This is a genomic window from Acidovorax sp., assembly GCF_021287135.1.
Taxonomy (GTDB): domain Bacteria; phylum Pseudomonadota; class Gammaproteobacteria; order Burkholderiales; family Burkholderiaceae_C; genus Acidovorax.
In genome coordinates, this window is sequence record NZ_JAJTBB010000020.1 from 34,640 (window position 1) to 53,222 (window position 18,583).

The window sequence follows — 18,583 nt, forward strand, 5'->3', positions numbered from 1 at the left end:
GCGCTTGCCGTTGCAGGCCACTATTTAGTGAGGTCGTAGGCATGACACGAAGCGCACGCGGGAATTTTTACTTCTGCATGAAGGTGCCTGACTTTCCCCCCCGCTTTTCTACTACCCCAACGCCTTGAATGGACATCCCCCGGTCCACCGCCTTGCACATGTCATAAACGGTCAGCAAGGCCACCTGCACCGCCGTCAGCGCCTCCATCTCGACCCCGGTCGGCCCCACGGTTTCGACGGTGGCGGTGCATTGCACGGAATTGCGGTCTGGCTGCAGTTCAAAATCCAGGGCCACGCGGGTCAGGGCGAGGGGGTGGCACAGGGGGATCAGGTCGCTGGTCTTCTTGGCGGCCATGATGCCCGCGATGCGCGCGACGCCCAGCACGTCGCCTTTTTTTGCGGTTCCTGAGGCGATCAAGGCCAGGGTTTCGGGCTGCATTTCGATGCGGCCAGAGGCTACGGCGACGCGGTGGGTGGCGGGCTTGGCGCCGACGTCCACCATGTGGGCCTGGCCCTGGGCGTCGAAATGGGTGAGGGTGGGTGGGGTGGATTCGGGCATGGCTGCTGCGGGGCGGTTGGGAAACAATTCAGAACCGGGGGCATCATACGGCGTTAGCACCCGCCGGCGGGCCGGTGGGGTGGCCTTGGGGATGAACGAGGATCCGCGTGCCGAAATTTAAGCCAAAAAAGCCTTTTGGTGTTGCCAGTAAAGCGCTGGCAGCTATATTATTTGTAGCGTTTCCCTGCCTGGTAGCGGCCCCGCTGGCCACAGCGCAGGCCAGTCTGCCCACGCTGGGCGACAACAGCGATCTCACCACCAGCGCCGAGCGCCGCTTGGGCGACCGCATCATCCGCGAGCTGTACCGGGACCCGGACTATCTGGACGACGCGGTCGTCGGGGAGTATGTGCAGAGCCTGTGGCAGCCGCTGCTGGCGGCGGCGCGGGCGCGGGGGGAGCTGTCGCCGGAACTGGATGAGCGCTTTGCTTGGGAGATTCTGCTGGGGCGCGACCGCACGGTGAATGCGTTTGCCCTGCCGGGGGGCTACCTGGGGGTGCATCTGGGGCTTATCGGGGTGGTGACCAGCCGCGACGAGCTGGCCTCGGTGCTGGCCCATGAACTGAGCCATGTCACGCAGCGCCATATCTCGCGCCTGATCACCCAGCAGAGCAAGCAAACGCCCCTGCTGCTGGGCGCGATGGTGCTGGGCGCGCTGGCGGCCAGCAAGAACCCGGGCGCCACGCAGGCCCTGGTGGTGGGCGGGCAGGCCTTGGCCATCCAGAACCAGCTCAACTTCTCGCGCGACATGGAACGCGAGGCGGACCGCATTGGCTACGGCCTGATGGAGCCCGCGGGCTTTGCGCCCCAGGGTTTTGTGAGCATGTTCGACAAGCTCCAGCAGGCCAACCGGCTCAACGACAACGGGTCGTGGCCCTACCTGCGCAGCCACCCGCTGACCACCGAGCGGATGGCCGACATGCATTCACGCATCCCTGCCGGGACCCCGCCGGTGGCAGGCCCGGCCCCGGTGCAGCTGGAGCACGCGATGGTGGCGGCGCGGGCGCGGGTGCTGTCCAACCCCGGCGTGGACACGCTGCGCCAGTGGGTGGCGGAGCCCCAGGGGACGGGATTTGCCGCGCAGCCGCTGGCCCGCCGCGTGGGCGCGCTGTATGCCGCAGCCCTGGGCAGCAGCCAGCTGCGCGACGCCAACGGGGCCCGCCGGGCCGCCCGCAAGCTGGAGGAGCTGGTGGGCCAGGACGCCGCCGCGCACCGCCAGGTGCAGCTGCTGGCCGCCGAGATTGAGCTGGCCGCGGGCGACCCGACTGCGGCCCTGGCCGCCCTGCCCGCGGCCGGCGCGGGCCCTGCGGGCGGCGCCGGCAGTGGCAACCCGATCCGCCGTCCCGAGCTGGTGCTGCGCACCCAGGCACTGCTGCGTGCCGGGCGGGCCGCCGAAGGCACGGGCGCGCTGCAGACCTGGGTGGCCACCCACCCGCGGGACGCGACCGTGTGGCAATTGCTGGCCTCCACCTGGCAAGCGCAGGGCCAGGCGCTGCGGGCCGTGCGCGCCGACGCCGAGGCGCAGGCTGCGCGATACGACTACGCCGCGGCGGTGGACCGCTTCAAGGCCGGGCAGGACCTGGCGCGCAGGGGCGGCCCCGAGGTGGACCACATCGAGGCGTCGATCATCGACACCCGCCTGCGCGCGGTGGAATCACTGCTTCGTGAACAGGCCGCCGAGCGCTGACTCGATGATCACCCCGAGCACGGAATAGATCAGCGAGCCCAGCAGGGCTGCCCCGAAGCCGTTGACGTGGAAGCCGCTCAGCACGCTGGCCGCCGCCCAGAACATCAGCGCGTTGATGACAAAAAGGAACAGGCCCACGGTGACGATGGTGACCGGCAGGGTCAGCACCACCAGCACGGGCCGCAGCACCACGTTGAACAGCCCGATGACAAACGCGGCGATCAGCGCGGAGGTAAAGCTCTGCACTTGCACGCCGCTGTAGACATAGGCCACGAACAGCAGCGCTGCGGCGCTGAGCAGCCATTTCAAGAGGAGTTTCATGGGCGGAGAATAGCACCCGCGTTTCCTGCAGGGCAATGCGGTGCCGGCGGCGTGCGGGCGGCCCGGCCGGGGGCGCCGAGCCCGCGGGCGCGGCCCGTCAGTCCAGGCCCAGCAGCCACAGCGCACCGATGCCGGTGAGCACGCTGCCCAGCGTGCCCGGCAGGGGTGACCAGCGCCCTTCCGGGGGGGGCGGGTCTTCGGGCTGGTCTGCCTTGGGGCGCCGCGCGTCCACCACCTGGGCGGTGGGGCCGCCTGCGGGCTGCAGCTGGTCGGTCAGCTCGTTCAGCGGCCCTTTGGCGAGCACCGTGGTGACGCGGCTTGCTGGCACCTGCAGCCAGGGGAGGATCTGCGCGAACAGTTTGTCCGCCCACTTGATGCGCCAGTTTTCGCGCGCCCGGTGGCTCACCCACTTGCTGATGCGGTGCGTCATGCGTGGGGCGCAGGCCACCAGCACCCACTGCGTCTGCGCCGAGGCGTCCCGTGCGAACAAGGGCGCGAGCATCTGCCGCGCGTAGGCGGCGTCGTCCACATACACAATGACCCGGTTGTCCATACTGCCTCCTTGGGGGACCGGGCGGCGCGCACGGGACGGCGCCGCACCCGGTCGATGTATCACACGAGGGCCGTCCGCCCTGCTCCCTTATGGCGCGGGGCTGGCCGCCGCACGGCGGGCCAGCACCATTTTGCCTGCCAGCAGCACCAGCAGGGCTCCGGCCACGCTCGCGCCGTATTTGACGGCGTCGGTTTGCGGCAGCTTCAGCATCCACTGCCACTGGTCGGGGTTCGACAGCGCAGGGTCGCTCACCAGCATCCCGCCCGCGATCCAGCCCAGCAGCATGCCGCCGAGCGTGATGATGAACGGAAAGCGCTCCATCAGCTTGATGACCAGCTGGCTGCCCCAGACGATGATGGGAATGGAGATCAGCAGGCCCAGCACGACCAGCAGGAACGAATGGTCGCCCGCGTTCTGGGCGGCGCCGGCGATGGCGATCACGTTGTCCACGCTCATCACCAGGTCGGCCACGATGATGGTCTTGATGGCGGCCAGCAGCCGGTCGCTGCCTTGCACGTCGCCGTGGCCCTCCTCGTCGGGGGCCAGCAGCTTCACGCCGATCCACACCAGCAGCAGGGCGCCCACGAACTTGAGGAAGGGCAGCGCCAGCAGCGTCATGGCAAACGCGATGAGAACCACGCGCAGCACGATCGCGCCCGCTGTGCCCCAGATGATGCCCTTGGTGCGCTGCGCCGGGGGCAGCTTGCGGCAGGCCAGCGCAATCACGACGGCGTTGTCGCCGCCCAGCAGGATGTCGATGATGATGATCTGGCCCAGTGCAAGCCAGAATTCAGGGGAAGCCAAAAAATCCATACGGTCCTCGGTTGTCCAGGGGCAAAGAACTTTCCCGTTGCCTGGTGCAGGCTTGGGGTCTGTCCGCGAAAGCGGCCGGCTTCGAGAGGGGGATCAGGGAGCCTGGCAGCCAACGAACCGTTGAGGCAAAGGACGACCTTGATCACCCCGCGATGCAGGGCCATCAAAGGTCTTGCTCAGCACACGCTGCGCGTGCGCCCGACGGGCCGGGTGGCTGTGTATGCCACCGTACTGACGACCCGCCGTCATAGCCGCGCAACCCGGAAAGAATGGGTTTGCGTGCCTTGGAGCTACTCCCCTTTGGAGTGGACGGCATTGTAAGAATTTCCCTTCGATTCACGGTTTTTTTCCATTAACCCTGTGCGTCCAAGGGAGACGGAAACGGCGCCGTACGAACAATTACGCATAGGTCGCAGGGTCTTGCTTGCATAAACTCATCCCCCCGCACATGCGGGCGCGCGCAGCCCGCCTTGGCGTCCCGCCGCAGCACAGACGACAACATTCTTAGAACGGACAACCCATGGAATTGCTCTCCAACCAGGCTTTCTGGATCGGCCTGGCCCAGATCATCTGGATCAACATCATCCTCTCGGGGGACAACGCGGTGGTGATCGCGCTGGCCGCACGCAGCCTGGAGCCGCGCCAGCAGAAGCAGGCCATCTTCTGGGGCACGGCCGCCGCCGTGGTGCTGCGCGTGGCGCTCACCATCGTGGCCGTCAAACTCATGCAGCTGCCCTGGCTGCAGCTGGCGGGCGGGGTGCTGCTGCTGTGGATCGGCGTGCAGCTGCTCAACGAGGGGGATGACGAAGACTCGGGCGAAGAAGCCAAGCAAAGTGGCCTGATGGCGGCCATCCGCACCATCCTGGTGGCCGACCTGGTGATGAGCCTGGACAACGTGATCGGCGTGGCCGCCGCCGCCAACGGCAACATGGCGCTGCTGGTGCTGGGCCTGGCCATTGCCATCCCGATCGTGATTTTCGGCAGCACGCTGATGATCAAGATCATGACCCGCTACCCGGTCATCGTGACGCTGGGCGCTGCCCTGATCGGCTGGGTGGGGGGCGAAACCATCGTGTCCGACAAGATGATCGAGCCCATCGTGCCCCACCACTCCTTCGGGTTCTACGCCGCTGCGGTGCTGGGCGCCGTGCTGGTGGTGGCCACCGGCAAGTACCTGCAGGGCCGCAAGGCCTCGTCGGCGACGCCCGCCTGAGGGCCTGAGCGCCTGAACTCCTAGGTCTCCGTCAAAGGCCGCGGGACCGCTGCGCGGCGGCTCCCCAGCTTTCGCACCCACATCCCCGCCCCGGCCTCGGCCCGCGCGGGGATGTGCGTTTTTGGCGCCGCCGCGCCGAACGCACGGCGGCAAAACCCCCTCGGGAACCCGTGCCCGCCGGGGCGGCTATCATCCAGCCCCCGCGCACGACCATGACCGCCATCCACATCACCGACATCGAAGCCGCCATCAACCACTGGCGGCAGCGCGCGCCGGCGTGTGACCGCATGGGGCTGGCGCCGCCGGTGCAGGCACTGGCCGAGGTGTACGCCCGGATGGTTTTCCGCCGCGAAGAGGCGGTCGAAGACGGCGCGCTGCCCCCCGAGGCGCTGGCCGCCTGGCTGGCCTGGTACGACACCACGCCGGACACGCCCTGCATCGCCATCTGCTCCACCAGCCAGGGGGACGACCTGTGCAAGGGCTGCGGCCGCACCTTCGACGAGGTGCAGTTCTGGCCCGCGTTCAGCCCTGCCGAAAAGCGCGCGGTGTGGCGGCGCATCACGCTGGAGCATTCGGCCTGGCGCTTCAACCGCTATGCGGAACGGGCCGCCGAAGGCCCTGCCGCGCCCGCACCCCCCGCGCCGGCGGATGCCGCGTAGCCGCCGCTGCCGGGAAAACGCGCATCCACCCCTGTACGCCGGCCCTTTCGGCGGCTAAGGTGGCCGCTGTGCTGCGCCTGACCCAAGCTCCCAACATCGCCATTGCCACGCTGTGGGCCGACCTGCTGTGCGAGGCGGGTTTCCCGGCCTCGGTGCAGCGCCAGTACCTGGGGGCTGCCGCCGGGCACCTGCCGCCCGACCAGTGCCTGCCGGAGATCTGGATCGAACACGCGGAGCACGCCGCGCAGGCCCATGCCCTGCTGCAAGCGCTGCAGCAGCTGCCGCAGCGCCGCTGGGCGTGCCGCTGCGGCGAGGTGGTGGAAGGCGGTTTCGAGCAATGCTGGCAGTGCGGCGCGTTCATGCCGCGCGGCTGAGAAGCGCCGAGCGCTGCGGGATTGCTCTTGTTTTGATAGCTGCTAGCGCTTTCCTGGAAAGCGCTGGCGCCGTTTTTGGGCCGAACCGGGCTATTTCCAGCGCACTGGCTCCAGGTGCACGCTGCCCTGCGTGCTGCTCAGCGTGATCGCGCCTTCCTGCACCGTGGCCTGCAGCTGCATGCTGCGCTCGGCCAGCTGGGCCAGGGCCTGCGAGGCCTCGGTGGGGATGCGCCAGACCTGCAGCTTGTCCAGGCGCGAGAGCTTGCCTTCGATGCCCTTCCACCAAATCTCGGCCGCGTGGTTGAAGCAATAGACGATCACCGCGTCGGCCTTGCTGCAGGCCTTGGTCAGCGGCTTGTCCTCGGGCTGGCCGACTTCGATCCAGACGCGCTTGCGGCCCGTGAAGTCGGTGAGCGAGGCGTCCGGGTCGTCCGGGTCGGACAAGCCCGCCCCAAAAGCCAGGGTGCCGTCGCCGTTGCACAGGTCATTGAGCTGGTGCGCCTGGATGGCCAGCGCCGCCAGCCGCACCATCATGCGTTCGTCGGTCTCGCTGGGGTGCCGCGCCAGCGTGAGCGCGTGGTCGGCGTAGTAGCCGTGGTCGATGTCGGCAATGGCGAGGTTCGCCTTGAAGATGGTGGATTTGATGGCCATGTGCGTATCAAAAAGAAGAGCTGCCAGCGCAAGCGGGTACTTGCTTTGGCAGCCCTGGAGCATTCAAATGCCCGTGCAGTCAGCGCAGGCAGCTATCATTTTTAGGGTGGCGTCACACCCGTCGGGCCAGTTCGGCGGCCTTGCCCGTGTAGCTGCCCGGCGTCATGGCCAGCAGCCGGTCCTTCTCGGCCTGGGGGATGTCCAGCGAGCGGATCAGGCCGTGCAGCGCCTCGGCCGTCACCGTCTTGCCGCGCGTGACTTCCTTGAGCTTTTCGTAGGCGCCTTGCACGCCAAAGCGGCGCATGACGGTCTGGATGGGCTCGGCCAGCACTTCCCAGGCGGCATCCAGGTCTTCGGCCAGGGCCTCTTCGTTCAGCTCCAGCTTGTTCAGGCCGGTCAGCAGCGAGGCGTAGGCCAGCGCGGCGTAGCCCAGGGCCACGCCCATGTTGCGCAGCACCGTGCTGTCGGTCAGGTCGCGCTGCCAGCGGCTGATGGGCAGCTTTTCCGACAGGTGCTTGAGCAGCGCGTTGGTCAAGCCCAGGTTGCCCTCGGCGTTTTCAAAGTCGATGGGGTTGACCTTGTGCGGCATGGTGGACGAGCCGATCTCGCCCGCCTTCAGGCGCTGCTTGAAGTAGCCCACGCTCACGTAGCCCCAGATGTCGCGCGAGAGGTCGATGAGGATGGTGTTGGCGCGCGCCACGGCGTCGAACAGCTCGGCCATGTAGTCGTGCGGCTCGATCTGGATCGAATAGGGCTGGAAGGTCAGGCCCAGGCCCAAGGGCTCGGGCGTCTCGACCACCTTCTTGCTGAAGGCTTCCCAGTCGAAACCGGGCCAGGCCGAGAGGTGGGCGTTGTAGTTGCCCACGGCGCCGTTCATCTTGCCCATGATCTTGACGGCCGCAATGCGGTCGCAGGCCGTCTGCAGGCGCACCACCACGTTGGCCAGTTCCTTGCCCACGGTGGTGGGGCTGGCCGTCTGGCCGTGGGTGCGGCTGAGCATGGGCACGTCGGCGTACGCATGCGCCATCTCGCGCAGCTTGAGCACCACCCGGTCCAGCCCCGGCAGGATGACCTGGTCGCGGCCCGAGCGCAGCTGCAGCGCGTGGCTGGTGTTGTTAATGTCTTCGCTGGTGCACGCGAAATGCACGAACTCGGCCGCCTTTTCCAGCTCCGGCCGGGCTTCGAACTTGCTCTTGATCCAGTACTCGACCGCCTTGACGTCGTGGTTTGTTGTTTTTTCGATCTCTTTGATGGCTGCCGCGTCCGCCTCGGAGAAGTTCTTGACCAGGCCCAGCAGGTACGCGCGGGCGCCCGTGGTCAGGGGCTTGAACTCGGCAAAGCCGGCGTCCGACAGCGCGATGAACCAGGCCACTTCCACCTGCACGCGGCGGTGCATGTAGCCGTGTTCGCTCATGATCGGGCGCAGGGCGGCAAGTTTGCTGGCATAACGGCCGTCGAGCGGCGAGAGGGCGGTGATGGTGGACAGGCTCATGGCGCGCCATTGTAGGGGGCGGGTAGGGGGCGGGTAGGGGGCGGGTAGGGGGCGGCCCCGCGTCAGCGCCCGTAAGTAAGCTGCCGATAGAATCAAATCCAACGTGTTCAGCGCACCCGCGCACTGGAAAACAAACCATGAAATTGATCGGAGCCTCTGCCAGCCCTTACGTCCGCAAAGTGCGGATCGTGATGGCCGAAAAAAAGCTCGACTACCAGTTCGTGCAGGAAAACGTCTGGGCCGACGACACCACCATTGCCACCTCCAACCCGCTGGGCAAGGTGCCCTGCCTGGTCATGGAAGGCGGCGAGGCCGTGTTCGATTCGCGGGTGATCGTCGAGTACCTGGACACCCTCTCGCCCGTGGGCAAGCTCATCCCGGCGCAAGGCCGCGAGCGGGCCGAGGTCAAGACCTGGGAAGCCCTGGCCGACGGCGTGGCCGACGCGGCTATTCTGGCCCGCCTGGAGGCCACCTGGGCGCACCGCAAGGAAAGCGAGCGCAGCCAGGCCTGGATCGACCGCCAGCTGCAAAAGGTGGACGACGGGCTCAAGGCGATGGGCCAGGGCCTGGGCGACAAGCCCTATTGCAGCGGCATCCACCTGAGCCTGTCGGACATTGCCGTGGGCTGCACGCTGGGGTGGCTGGAGTTCCGGTTTCCGCAGATCGCCTGGCGCAGCGAACACCCCAACCTGGGCAAGCTGCTGGACAAGCTGATGCTGCGCCCGAGCTTCGCCGACACCAAGCCCTACTGATCGCGCACCGGACTCGGCCCGCGCGCCGGCGCAGGCCGCGGCCGCTCAGCCGCGGGCGCGCTGCTTGAGCCAGCGCATCAGCCCCCCCAGCAGGGGCAGCTTTTCGTACAGCTCCTCGGCGGCGTCCCAGTAGTCGCGGTGCAGGACCACCAGGCCCTGCGCGTCCAGCACCAGGTGCGAGGCGCCGCGCACCGTCTGCACCGCTCCGCGGCGCAAGCGCCGCAGGCTGAACTGGAAGTCCCACGTCAGGAAGCACTGCCCGCCCTGCACCACCTGGCCGGTGACCACGAACCGCGGCTGCTCCAGCGATTCGAACATGTGCTCGAAGATGCGCTCAATCGCCGGCAGGCCCTGCACCTCGTTGAACGGGTCCTTGAACCGCGCGCCGGGCGCATACAGCGTGCCCAGCGCAGCCACGTCCGCGGGTGTCAGGTTTTCATAGAAGGCCACCACGCGGGCCACCGCCTCTTGTGGGGTGGCGTGCGGTGGCGGTTGCTGCGGCAGTTGCGGATGCGGGGAGGAGGGTGGCATGGTGCGGTCAAAGCCCGGTGAAGCGGCGCACGGCCGGAAAGTACCACGGGTAGGGCAGCACCCGCAGCAGCTTCAGCCAGCGCGTGAAGCGCTTGGGAAAGTGGATGTCGAACTGCCCGCGTTCCCAGCCGCGCAGGATGGCCACGGCCGCCGCGTCGGGCGTGATGAGCGCGGGCATGGAAAAGTCGTTGCCGGCCGTCAGCCGCGTGGCCACGAAGCCGGGGTTGATCACGCTCACGCCCAGGCCCAGGTCGTGCAGGTCCAGGTACAGGGCCTCGGCCAGGTGGATCAGCGCGGCCTTGGTGGGGCCGTAGGCCAGGCTCTTGGGCAGGCCCCGGAAGCCCGCCACGCTGCTGACGAGGCTCACGTGCCCCGGGCGCCCCGCCCGCGCCGCGGCCAGCATGCCGGGCAGCACCGCCCCCAGCACCTGCAGCGCGCCGTCGTAGTTGACCTGCTCATGCCGCCGCATCACGGACAGGTCGAAGTCCGTGGCGCGCATGTCGCGGTAGTAGCCTGCGCAGTAGCACACCAGGTCGGGGGCGCCCCCGGCCAGCACCTGGGCGGCGGCGGCCTGCACCTGGGCCGCATCGGCCGTGTCCAGGGGCAGGGCCACGCTGCCGGGGTGGGCCGCCGCAAAGGCCTCCAGCAGGTCGCTGCGGCGGGCCGACACGATGACCTGCGCGCCGCGCGCATGCAGCGCCTCGGCCGTGGCCCGGCCAATGCCGCTGGAGGCGCCGATCAGCCAGGCGCGGCGGCCGCGCCAATCGCGCAGGGGGGGGTTGAGGCTCATGGCTTGGAGAACGACAGGGTGAGGTCGCCCAGGTGCACGCCCCACTTGCTCAGGGTGGCGCGGTTGAGCATCACGCGTTCGTCGATCAGGACCATCCAGTCGTCCAGATCCACGTGGTAGACCCTGCCGTCCACCGGCAGGGCCAGGGTGTAGGCCCAGCGGAAGGCGTTGCCCCGTGCCTGGCCGCGGGCTTCGCCCACCACGTCGTCGGCGGTGCCGGTGTAGCGGCCGTCGGCGTGCTTTGCCAGCCGCCAGACGCGGCGCTGGGTGGTGCCGTCCGAATAGGTGAAGGCCTCGTCCAGCACGCCCTGGGCGCCCTGCCACGCGCAGTCCATCACCACCGTGAAGCGGCGGACGATCCGGCCGCTGCGGTTCTGGAACATGCCGTGCGCGAGCACGCGGCCGTTGAAATACTGCGCCAGGTCCAGCACCGGCTTGTCCTGGGCGTAGGCGTCCACGCCGGGGCTGGCGCAGCCTGACAGCGCCAGGCCCAGCGGCGGGGCGGCGGCAGCACTGAGAAAAAGACGTCTTTGCATGGGAGCAACTCGCTAGAAAGGTCCACGGGAAAGCGCCGGGGCGCCGGCCGCCCGGGCGCGCTGCGGCCGCAGCAGCAGCCCGTACAGCGCGGCGGCCGCCAGCAGCTTGAGCGCGCAGGGCAGCATGGCATAGGCCCACGCCAGCACCTGCAGCCCCTGGGCACTGCGGGTGCCGGGCGTGTAGCCCAGCCAGCCCAGCAGCGGCAGGGCCAGCCCTGCGGCCAGGGCCAGGTTGAGCTTGGTGGCAAAGTTCCACCAGCCGAAGTACGCACCCTCGTGCCGCCCGGCGTCGCCCCCGGCCGCCACCACGCCGGCCAGCAGCGCGCCGGGCAGGGCCAGGTCGGTGCCCAGCGCCACGCCCGACAGCGCGCACACGGCCAGGAAGGCCCCGGCATCGCCCGCGCCCAGCCCGGCCGTCCACGAGAACGCGGCCACGGCCAGCAGCATTCCCGCCAGCCAGGCGCGCGCCAGGCCCCAGCGCGCCACGGCGCGCAGCCACAGCGGAATGGACAGCGCGGCGCACAGGAAATACGCGCCCAGGAACAGCGGCTCCTGCGCGGCCGGGGCCTGCAGCCCGTCTTGCACGAAGAACAGCACTAGCGTGGCCGGAATCGCGCTGGCAATGCCGTTGAGCACGAACACCAGCAGCAGCCGGCGGAAGGCCGCCTGCCCCCAGGGCCGCCACAGGCCGGGGTGACGGCCGGGGGCGTCACGGACTCCGGGCCGCGCGGCGCCAGCGGCGCCAGGGGCCGGGCGGGGTGCGCGGGTCCAGGCCCACCACCCCGCGGCCAGCGCCACCGCGAAGGCGGCCCACAGCGCCGGCAGGCCCGCCCAGGGCGGCAGCACCGAGGCCAGCACCACGCCCGCCAGGGCGGCCGCTTCGCGCCAGCCCACGATGCGGCTGCGCTGCACTTCGTCACCCCCCAGCCGCGCGCCCCAGGCCTGGTGGGCAATGCCCAGCTGGCTGTACGCGGCGTAGGTCACCACCAGCGCCGCCAGCGCCCAGGCCACCAGGCCGGACGGGGACTGCACGGGCGGAAACAGCAGGCCGCCCAGCCCCAGCGCCAGCACCGCGGCCGATACGGCGCCCGCCCGCAGCACGGCGCGCGGGGAGCGGCCGAACAGGTGGTCCGACAGGCGCCCCAGCAGCGGATCGGTGAGTGCATCGAACAGCCGCGCCGCCAGCAGCACGGCCCCCAGCGTGGCCAGCGGCATGCCGAAGGCGCGCGCGTAGTGGTTGGGCAGCAGCACGTACAGCGGCAGCGCCACGAACGCGAGCGGCAGGCCCAGGAGCCCGTACGCCAGCCCGGCACGCGCGGTGAGGGCGGCGGGCGCTGCGTGGGCGGCCGCAGCCGCCGTCGCCGGGCTCATGGCCGCCCCGCCACCCGGGCCGTGTCGCCCACCAGCGCCTGCCGCAGGCCCGGCTCGGAGGTCTGCGGCGACAGCCAGATGCCGAAGAACAGGCGCGCGAACTCGGCGTCGTCCACCCTGCCCAGCACGCGCCCGCCGCTGCGGAACACGGCGCCCTGGCCGGGCAGGTACACGCCCACCAGCCGGTCGCCCGAGCGCACGTCGGGCAGCACGGCCTGCAGCGCCCGCAGCCAGCGCTGCGCCTGCTCGGGCGTGAAGGCGCCCACGCGGCGCATCTCCTCCAGGGAGCGCTGGGCGATCGCGTCGGCGGTGAAACTGCGGTGGTAGGTCAGCTCCAGCGCCAGCGGCCGCGCCGCATAGTCGGCCGCGTCGAACCCGGCCGACACCCACAGACGGGCCCGGTACACCTCGATGCCGAGAAACCGCAGCGTGCCCTGCCCGGCCAGCCGCAGGCCCTGCAGCGCTGCTTCGGCGGGCGCCGGCGCGGAGGGCGCTGCGTGCGCGGGCAGGTCCTGGGTGCCCGCGGGGTTTGCGTAAAAAATGGCTGCAGCGCCCGTCAATAAAGCGCTAACAGCTATGTTTTTAGGAGCAATTCCTGGCATGGCCGCCTCCTGATCATTCCCGCACCAGGGTGTACTGCACCAGGTTGATGTTCCCCATGTCGAACGCCGCCTCGCAATAGGCCAGGTAGAACTCCCAGATGTGCAGGAAGCGCTCGTCAAACCCCAGCTGCAGGATCTGCGCGCGTTGCGCCAGGAACCGCTCGCGCCAGCGGCGCAGGGTTTCGGCGTAGTCCGGGCCGAAGGCGAATTCGTCTGCCACGCACAGGCCGGCCGCTGCGGCCTCGCGGCGGAACTCGCGCGGACAGGGCAGGCAGCCGCCGGGGAAGATGTACTGCTGGATGAAGTCGGTGGAACTGATGTAGCGCTCGAACAGGCCGTCGTCGATGACGATGCTCTGGATGCACGCCCGCCCGCCGGGCTTGAGCAGCCGCCGCACGGCCTGGAAATACGTGGGCCAGTATTCGCGCCCCACGGCCTCCACCATCTCGATGGAGCAGATCGCGTCGTAGGGGCCGTCGGCGATGTCGCGGTAGTCCTGCAGGCGCAGGTCGGCCCGGTCGGCCGCGCCGAGCCGGGCCATGCGCCGCTGCGCAAACGCAAGCTGTTCGGTGGACAGGGTGACGCCGGTGAGGGTGGCGCCGCACTCGGTCACGGCCATCTCGGCCAGGGCGCCCCAGCCGCAGCCGATCTCCAGCACGCGGTGGCCCGGCTGCACGCCGGCCATGCGCAGTGCGCGGCGCACCTTGGCCTGCTGCGCGGTGCGCATGTCGCGGCCGGTGTCGCCCTCGAACCAGGCGGACGAGTAGTTCATGGTGTCGTCCAGCCACAGTGCGTAGAACGCGTTGCCCAGGTCGTAGTGCGCGTGGATGTTCTTCTGGCTGTTGGCGCGGGTGTTGCGGTGGAGCAGGTGCTTGAGGCGGTACAGCAACCGGCCTGCCCAGGTGCCGTAGATCACGCCCTCCACCTGCTGGCGGTTGGCAATGAAGAGCTTGAGCAGCTCGGTGAGCTGGGGCGTGGTCCAGTCGCCGGCAATATAGGTTTCGGCAAAGCCGATGTCGCCCGACTTGAGCGCGGCGCTGCACACGTTCCAGTTGCGCAGGGTGATGGCCGCCACCGGCCCGCCGCCCCCCTGGCCGAAGTGACGCAGCGTGCCGTCGGGCAGCTGCACCGTGAGGTGGCCATGCTGCAGGCGCTGCAGCAGCTGCAGCGCGGTGCGGGCGGCGGCCGGCGTGCCGGCGGGCAGGGCCAGGCGGGGAGCGGTGGTGGAGTTCATGGCGTTCTCGGTTCGTCGTGCAGGGGTCAGCGGGTCACGGCGGTGGCGGGGGCCGGGGGCTTGCGGTGAAAGCGCACGCGCTTGAGCCACAGCCGCAGCGCATGCCAATGGATGCGGGCGATGACGGCCAGCGTCATGGCCGGGTAGCCCCACAGCGCGCGGCGCAGGCTGCGGGCGTCCGCCGGCTGCAGCGTGCCGCTCACGCTGGTGTGGATGAGCGGGCCGCTGGCGTCGTCGTAGTCGATGCGCACCACGGTGCGGCCGGCGTCCTGCGCGCCGGGGCCGGTGCGCAGGAAACGAAAGCGGTAGCCGCCGCTCACCTCGCAGAACGGCGATACGTGGAAGACCTTGCGCGCTGCCTGCTCCACGCCATAGCGCGGCGCATCCAGCAGGTAGCAGTGGCGCTCGCCAAAGGTGTTGTTCACCTCCACCACGATGGCGCGCAGGCTGCCGTCCGCGCGGTGGCAGTACCAAAAGCTCACCGGCTTGAAGGTGTAGCCCCACACGCGCGGGTAGCAGTGCAGCCAGGCCTCGCCCGTGGCGTCGGCAATGCCCTCGGCGCGCAGCAGTTCGTCCAGCCAGGCCAGGGCGCCGCCCTGCGCCGGGCTGCGCCCGTCGCCGTGGTCCGCGTCATGAAAGCTGATCGCGCCCGGCCGGTTCACGGCCAGGGCGCTGCGCACGCCGCCCAGGCTGCGCATGGGCAGCATCAGGAAGAATGTGGGGTAGGCAAACGCATGCGGCCGGGGCCGCAGCCGTGCGTGGCGCACCTGGCCAAAGCCGATCAGCGGCTGCGCCGGGGCGGCAGCAGGAGCCTGGGGGCCGGCGTTCATGCGGCCTCCGTCAGCAGGCCCGGCAAGGCCGCCCGCAGCTGCCCTGCCACGGCCAGGCCGGACTTGAGGCCGTCTTCGTGGAAGCCATAGCCCGTCCACGCGCCGCAGAACCAGGTGCGCTGGCGGCCCTGCAGCGCGGGCAGCTGGCGCTGCGCCCGGATGGCGGCCAGGTCGAACACCGGGTGGGCATATTCGTACTGGCCCAGCACCTGCGCGGGGTCGATGGCGCGCACCGGGTTGAGCGACACCAGCACCGGCTGGGCAAACGGCAGCGGCTGCAGCCGGTGGAGCAGGTAGTGCAGGCACACGCGCGCCGCTTCCCGGCCGCCATCGGCCGCGCGCTCGTAGTTCCACGCGGCCCAGGCACTGCGGCGCGTGGGCAGCACCCGCGTGTCGGTGTGCAGCACGGCCCGGTTGGCCTGGTAGCGGATGGCGCCCAGCACGGCCTGCTCTTCGGCGCTGGGCTGGGCCAGCAGGGCCAGCGACTGGTCCGAGTGCGTGGCCAGCACCACCTGGTCGAAATGCTCGGTGCGGCCGTCGGTCACCACGCGCACGCCGGCGGCATCGCGCTCCACGCGGCGCACGGGGGTGCGCAGGCGCTTGTCGGCAATGCCGGCCACGATCTTGTCCACATAGTGGCGTGCGCCGCCGGCCACCGTCCACCACTGCGGGCGGTCGGCCACCTGGAGCAGGCCGTGGTTGTGGCAAAAGCGGACCATGGTGGCCACGGGGAACTGCAGCATCTGGTCGGTGGGGCAGCTCCAGATGCAGCCCAGCATGGGCAGGAAGTACCAGTCGCGGAAGGCGGCGCCAAAGCGGTGCTGGTCCAGGAACTCGCCCAGAGGCTGCTGCAGCGCCGCCTCGGCGCCCGCGGTGGCAAGCGCAGTGCACAGGCGGTTGAAGCGCAGCAGGTCGGCCAGCATGCCCCAAAAGCGCGGGCGCAGCAGGTTGGAGCGCTGGGCGAACACGGTGGCCAGGCTGCTGCCGCTCCACTCCAGCGCCGCGCCGCCCGCGTGCGCGCCCGGGGCCTGCACCGAGAACGACATGTCGGATTTCGCGCTGGCCACGCCCAGCTCGGCCAGCAGGCGGATCAGCTGCGGGTAGGTGCGCTCGTTGTAGACCAGGAATCCGGTGTCCACGCCGTGCGTGGCGGGGCGGCCCGTGCCATCGGGCAGCGTGACGTCCACCGTGTGCGTGTGCCCGCCAAAGTAGTCAGCGGCTTCGAAGAGGGTGACGGCGGCCTGGTGGCGCAGCTGGTGCGCCACCGCCAGCCCGGAGATGCCGGAGCCGATGATGGCGACCTTCATGGCCGGCCCCCTCTGGCCGGCGCCTGGAATAAAAAGGTTGCGAAGCGTCCCGAAACGAATAAGAGAGGGAGGGAGGAGAAGCGCTCCAGGAGGTCAGTCGAGGTCAGGGACCCCGAAAGGCTTCGCAACGTTAAAACTGTCCGGTGCGCAATCGTCGTGCGCAGGGGATAGAGTGGGGCCGTCCCGGCGAAGTTCCAGGGCGCTGCGCCCAAATTTTGAAAAAAAGTGAACGAATTCATTGCAATCACCGGGGAGTGGCAACAGCAAGTTGCTGTTCGATGGCGCGCACCAGGCTCTTGCTGTCGGGGCCGGTGAAGCTGGCGTACTGGTCCACCAGCCGGCCGTCCCGGCCGATCAGGTACTTGTGGAAATTCCAGCGCGGCGCGGTGCCGGAGAGTTCCGCCAGCTGGCGGAACAGCGCCGAGGCCTGCGGCCCGCGCACGCTGCTCTTGGCGAACATGGGGAATTTCACGCCGAAGGTGTTTTCGCAGAACTCGGCGATCTGCTGGTTGCTGCCCGTCTCCTGCGCGAAGTCGTTGGACGGAAAGCCCAGCACCACCAGCCCCCGGTCCTTGTAGCGGGCGTACAGCGCCTCCAGGCCCTGGTATTGCCCGGTGAAGCCGCAGAAGCTCGCCGTATTGACCACCAGCACCACGCGGCCGGCGTACTGGCACAGCGACTGCGGCTTCTCGTCCTGCAAGCGCGCAAAGGTGTGGTTGAGCAAGGCCGGGCAGGCCGCACCGGCGGGTGCGGGCGCGGGGGCGGGCGCCGCTGGCGGCGTGGCATCGGCCGCCCAGGCCGCGCCATGCGCCCCGCCGGCCAGCGCCAGGGCGGCGGCCAGAACGACACGTCGGGAAGGGTTTGTCATGGGTGGGGCTCCTGCTTTTGGCGGCAATTTAACCGAATCATTATTTTCTGTCCACACTAGTTTTTATTTATACCGAGTGGTCATATTTTCGGCCGATGGGTCCAAGACTGGCTGGGAGCGGGCGGCGCGCGCGCCGTCCCGGGCACGGCTGCAGGTGCCCCGGCGAGGGATGGGAGAAAGGGAAAACAGGAAGACGGCGCGCCGGGCGAAGCGGCGCGTGCCGTCTCACGCCAGGCTGAGCATGCGCTCCAGCGGCAGCTTGACGCGCACGTCCTTCAAGGCCACCACGCCGGTGATCTTCCAGGGCGGCATGCCGGTGTCGCGGGGAATGGGCTCGCCGGTGGGCATGCCCTCGCGGTTGGTCACCACGGCCACGCGCGGCGTGGTGGCGGTTGCGCCGCGGCGCACCACCACGCCCACTTCCTGGCTGGCCAGGCGCACGAAGGCGCCGGGCGGGTACACGCCCAGCGTCTTGACCAGGGCTGCGCCCGCTTCGTCCACCTGGTGGTCCTCGTCGTAGTAGCTGGCCTGCATGGCCGCCGTGACCGGCATGGGCGAGCGCGTGGCGCGCGGCGCCATGCGGGCGCCGAAGATGTCGGCGCGCTGGATCAGCCGGGCCATCTGCTGCGCCGGGGTCTTCTTGCCCAGCGGGCCGGGCTGGCGATGGTGGTGGCAGCGCACGGCTTCCAGCCACACCGGGTCGGCCACGCCCAGGCTGCGCAGCAGCGCCTCGGCGCGTTCCGCATGGCTTTCCACCGCCGCGATCTGCTGGGCCGTCAGGGGGTGGGTCTGCTGGGTCAGCTGGTCCTGCAGCTCGGTCATGGCGATGTTCATGCTGAGCGCTGCGCGGCCCAGCTGGTGCACGCCCGCCTCGGGCCAGCGCAGCATCTCGCGGGCGACCACCATGCACACGCAGCTCACCAGCAGGGCGTGGGTGGCGCTGTACATGCGCGTTTCCTGGGTGGACAGGTAGATCAGGGCCAGCAGCGTGGCGTCCGGCGTCTGCTCGCAGTGCCGCGCCAGCTCCTCGTGCAGCGCCTGAAAGCGCGCCCCGAAGTCGGCGGGCGAAGGCGTGCGCAGCAGCTGCGTGGCGCGCAGCTGCAGCTCGGGCCAGTCGGGCAAGGCCCGGGTCTCGCGCGCACGGCGGGCCGATTCCTCGGCCGCCGTCATCTTCATGGCAGCAATCTCGCCCAGGTTGGTATCGGCATTCAGCAGGCGCTGCAGCTGGGCGAGGTAGGCGCGGTGGCTGTCGCCCGACTCGTCGGTGTCCACGCACAGCTGCCGCCCGCGCGCCACCATGCTGCTCAGTTCCGCGCGGTTGCGGATGACGTAGCCCTTTTGCGCCAGCAACACCCCATCGCCGCCCCGCAGCACGAAGGGCAGCGGCTGGCCGAGCGGAATGGTCTCGATGTTGAGGCTGACAAGGTTCATGGCGTCGTTAC

General features: G+C 69.7%; 21 protein-coding genes. 5 read left to right on the forward strand and 16 right to left on the reverse strand.

Features of this window, described 5'->3' with window-relative positions:
* Positions 1–67: 67 nt before the first annotated feature.
* Positions 68–559: a cyclic pyranopterin monophosphate synthase MoaC gene (moaC, locus tag LWW96_RS04295; RefSeq protein ID WP_291484438.1), complete on the reverse strand. Its 492-nt coding sequence runs from the start codon at positions 557–559 to the stop codon at positions 68–70.
* Between the two features lie 164 nt (positions 560–723).
* On the opposite strand from moaC, the gene LWW96_RS04300 reads away from it, so the two are divergent.
* Positions 724–2,244, forward strand: coding sequence for a M48 family metalloprotease (locus tag LWW96_RS04300; protein WP_291484533.1), 1,521 nt, complete (start codon positions 724–726; stop codon positions 2,242–2,244).
* Here the strand turns inward: LWW96_RS04300 and LWW96_RS04305 are convergent.
* From LWW96_RS04305 to LWW96_RS04315, 3 genes are all read right to left on the reverse strand, one after another.
* Positions 2,212–2,565, reverse strand: coding sequence for a phage holin family protein (locus LWW96_RS04305; RefSeq protein ID WP_291484439.1), 354 nt, complete (start codon positions 2,563–2,565; stop codon positions 2,212–2,214). The two genes, LWW96_RS04300 and LWW96_RS04305, sit on opposite strands and share 33 nt — an antisense overlap.
* 97 nt (positions 2,566–2,662) lie before the next feature.
* Positions 2,663–3,118 (reverse strand): hypothetical protein, encoded by a 456-nt coding sequence (locus LWW96_RS04310; RefSeq protein WP_291484440.1) that lies wholly within the window; start codon positions 3,116–3,118, stop codon positions 2,663–2,665.
* A gap of 87 nt (positions 3,119–3,205) precedes the next feature.
* Positions 3,206–3,931 (reverse strand): TerC family protein, encoded by a 726-nt coding sequence (locus tag LWW96_RS04315; protein WP_291484441.1) that lies wholly within the window; start codon positions 3,929–3,931, stop codon positions 3,206–3,208.
* Between the two features lie 520 nt (positions 3,932–4,451).
* On the opposite strand from LWW96_RS04315, the gene LWW96_RS04320 reads away from it, so the two are divergent.
* From LWW96_RS04320 to LWW96_RS04330, 3 genes are all read left to right on the forward strand, one after another.
* Complete coding sequence (locus tag LWW96_RS04320; RefSeq protein WP_291484442.1) at positions 4,452–5,144, forward strand: TerC family protein; 693 nt, start codon at positions 4,452–4,454, stop codon at positions 5,142–5,144.
* A 212-nt stretch (positions 5,145–5,356) separates the two neighbouring features.
* Positions 5,357–5,803: a DUF3717 domain-containing protein gene (locus LWW96_RS04325; RefSeq protein ID WP_291484443.1), complete on the forward strand. Its 447-nt coding sequence runs from the start codon at positions 5,357–5,359 to the stop codon at positions 5,801–5,803.
* Between the two features lie 68 nt (positions 5,804–5,871).
* On the forward strand, positions 5,872–6,177 hold the full coding sequence (locus LWW96_RS04330) for a DUF2007 domain-containing protein (protein WP_291484444.1): 306 nt from the start codon (positions 5,872–5,874) through the stop codon (positions 6,175–6,177).
* 90 nt (positions 6,178–6,267) lie between these two features.
* On the opposite strand, the gene LWW96_RS04335 is transcribed toward LWW96_RS04330, so the two are convergent.
* A complete protein-coding gene (locus LWW96_RS04335) occupies positions 6,268–6,828 on the reverse strand; it encodes a YaeQ family protein (RefSeq protein ID WP_291484445.1) in 561 nt (186 codons plus the stop codon).
* A 112-nt stretch (positions 6,829–6,940) separates the two neighbouring features.
* Positions 6,941–8,320 (reverse strand): adenylosuccinate lyase, encoded by a 1,380-nt coding sequence (gene purB / locus LWW96_RS04340; protein ID WP_291484446.1) that lies wholly within the window; start codon positions 8,318–8,320, stop codon positions 6,941–6,943.
* 137 nt (positions 8,321–8,457) lie between these two features.
* Between purB and LWW96_RS04345 the strand changes: the two genes are divergently transcribed.
* Positions 8,458–9,072 (forward strand): glutathione S-transferase N-terminal domain-containing protein, encoded by a 615-nt coding sequence (locus tag LWW96_RS04345; protein ID WP_291484447.1) that lies wholly within the window; start codon positions 8,458–8,460, stop codon positions 9,070–9,072.
* 45 nt (positions 9,073–9,117) lie between these two features.
* On the opposite strand, the gene LWW96_RS04350 is transcribed toward LWW96_RS04345, so the two are convergent.
* The 10 genes from LWW96_RS04350 to LWW96_RS04395 form a co-directional block, all read right to left on the reverse strand.
* On the reverse strand, positions 9,118–9,603 hold the full coding sequence (locus LWW96_RS04350; protein WP_291484448.1) for a nuclear transport factor 2 family protein: 486 nt from the start codon (positions 9,601–9,603) through the stop codon (positions 9,118–9,120).
* Between the two features lie 7 nt (positions 9,604–9,610).
* Positions 9,611–10,393, reverse strand: a complete 783-nt coding sequence (locus LWW96_RS04355; protein ID WP_291484449.1) for an SDR family NAD(P)-dependent oxidoreductase — start codon at positions 10,391–10,393, stop codon at positions 9,611–9,613.
* Complete coding sequence (locus LWW96_RS04360; protein ID WP_291484450.1) at positions 10,390–10,929, reverse strand: DUF3833 domain-containing protein; 540 nt, start codon at positions 10,927–10,929, stop codon at positions 10,390–10,392. The genes LWW96_RS04355 and LWW96_RS04360 overlap by 4 nt, the downstream gene beginning before the upstream one ends.
* A gap of 12 nt (positions 10,930–10,941) precedes the next feature.
* Positions 10,942–12,300, reverse strand: coding sequence for an MFS transporter (locus tag LWW96_RS04365; RefSeq protein WP_291484451.1), 1,359 nt, complete (start codon positions 12,298–12,300; stop codon positions 10,942–10,944).
* Positions 12,297–12,902 carry a chalcone isomerase family protein gene (locus tag LWW96_RS04370; RefSeq protein WP_291484452.1) on the reverse strand — a complete coding sequence of 202 codons (606 nt, stop codon included), beginning with the start codon at positions 12,900–12,902 and terminating at the stop codon, positions 12,297–12,299. Before LWW96_RS04370 ends, LWW96_RS04365 begins: the two co-directional genes overlap by 4 nt.
* A gap of 13 nt (positions 12,903–12,915) precedes the next feature.
* Positions 12,916–14,136 carry a cyclopropane-fatty-acyl-phospholipid synthase family protein gene (locus LWW96_RS04375; protein WP_291484453.1) on the reverse strand — a complete coding sequence of 407 codons (1,221 nt, stop codon included), beginning with the start codon at positions 14,134–14,136 and terminating at the stop codon, positions 12,916–12,918.
* A 26-nt stretch (positions 14,137–14,162) separates the two neighbouring features.
* Positions 14,163–14,966, reverse strand: a complete 804-nt coding sequence (locus tag LWW96_RS04380) for a DUF1365 domain-containing protein (RefSeq protein WP_291484454.1) — start codon at positions 14,964–14,966, stop codon at positions 14,163–14,165.
* A complete protein-coding gene (locus LWW96_RS04385; protein ID WP_291484455.1) occupies positions 14,963–16,273 on the reverse strand; it encodes an FAD-dependent oxidoreductase in 1,311 nt (436 codons plus the stop codon). The genes LWW96_RS04380 and LWW96_RS04385 overlap by 4 nt, the downstream gene beginning before the upstream one ends.
* Positions 16,274–16,517: 244 nt before the next feature.
* Positions 16,518–17,141, reverse strand: coding sequence for a glutathione peroxidase (locus LWW96_RS04390; RefSeq protein ID WP_291484456.1), 624 nt, complete (start codon positions 17,139–17,141; stop codon positions 16,518–16,520).
* 225 nt (positions 17,142–17,366) lie between these two features.
* A complete protein-coding gene (locus LWW96_RS04395) occupies positions 17,367–18,572 on the reverse strand; it encodes a phosphohydrolase (RefSeq protein ID WP_291484457.1) in 1,206 nt (401 codons plus the stop codon).
* Positions 18,573–18,583 lie beyond the last annotated feature (11 nt).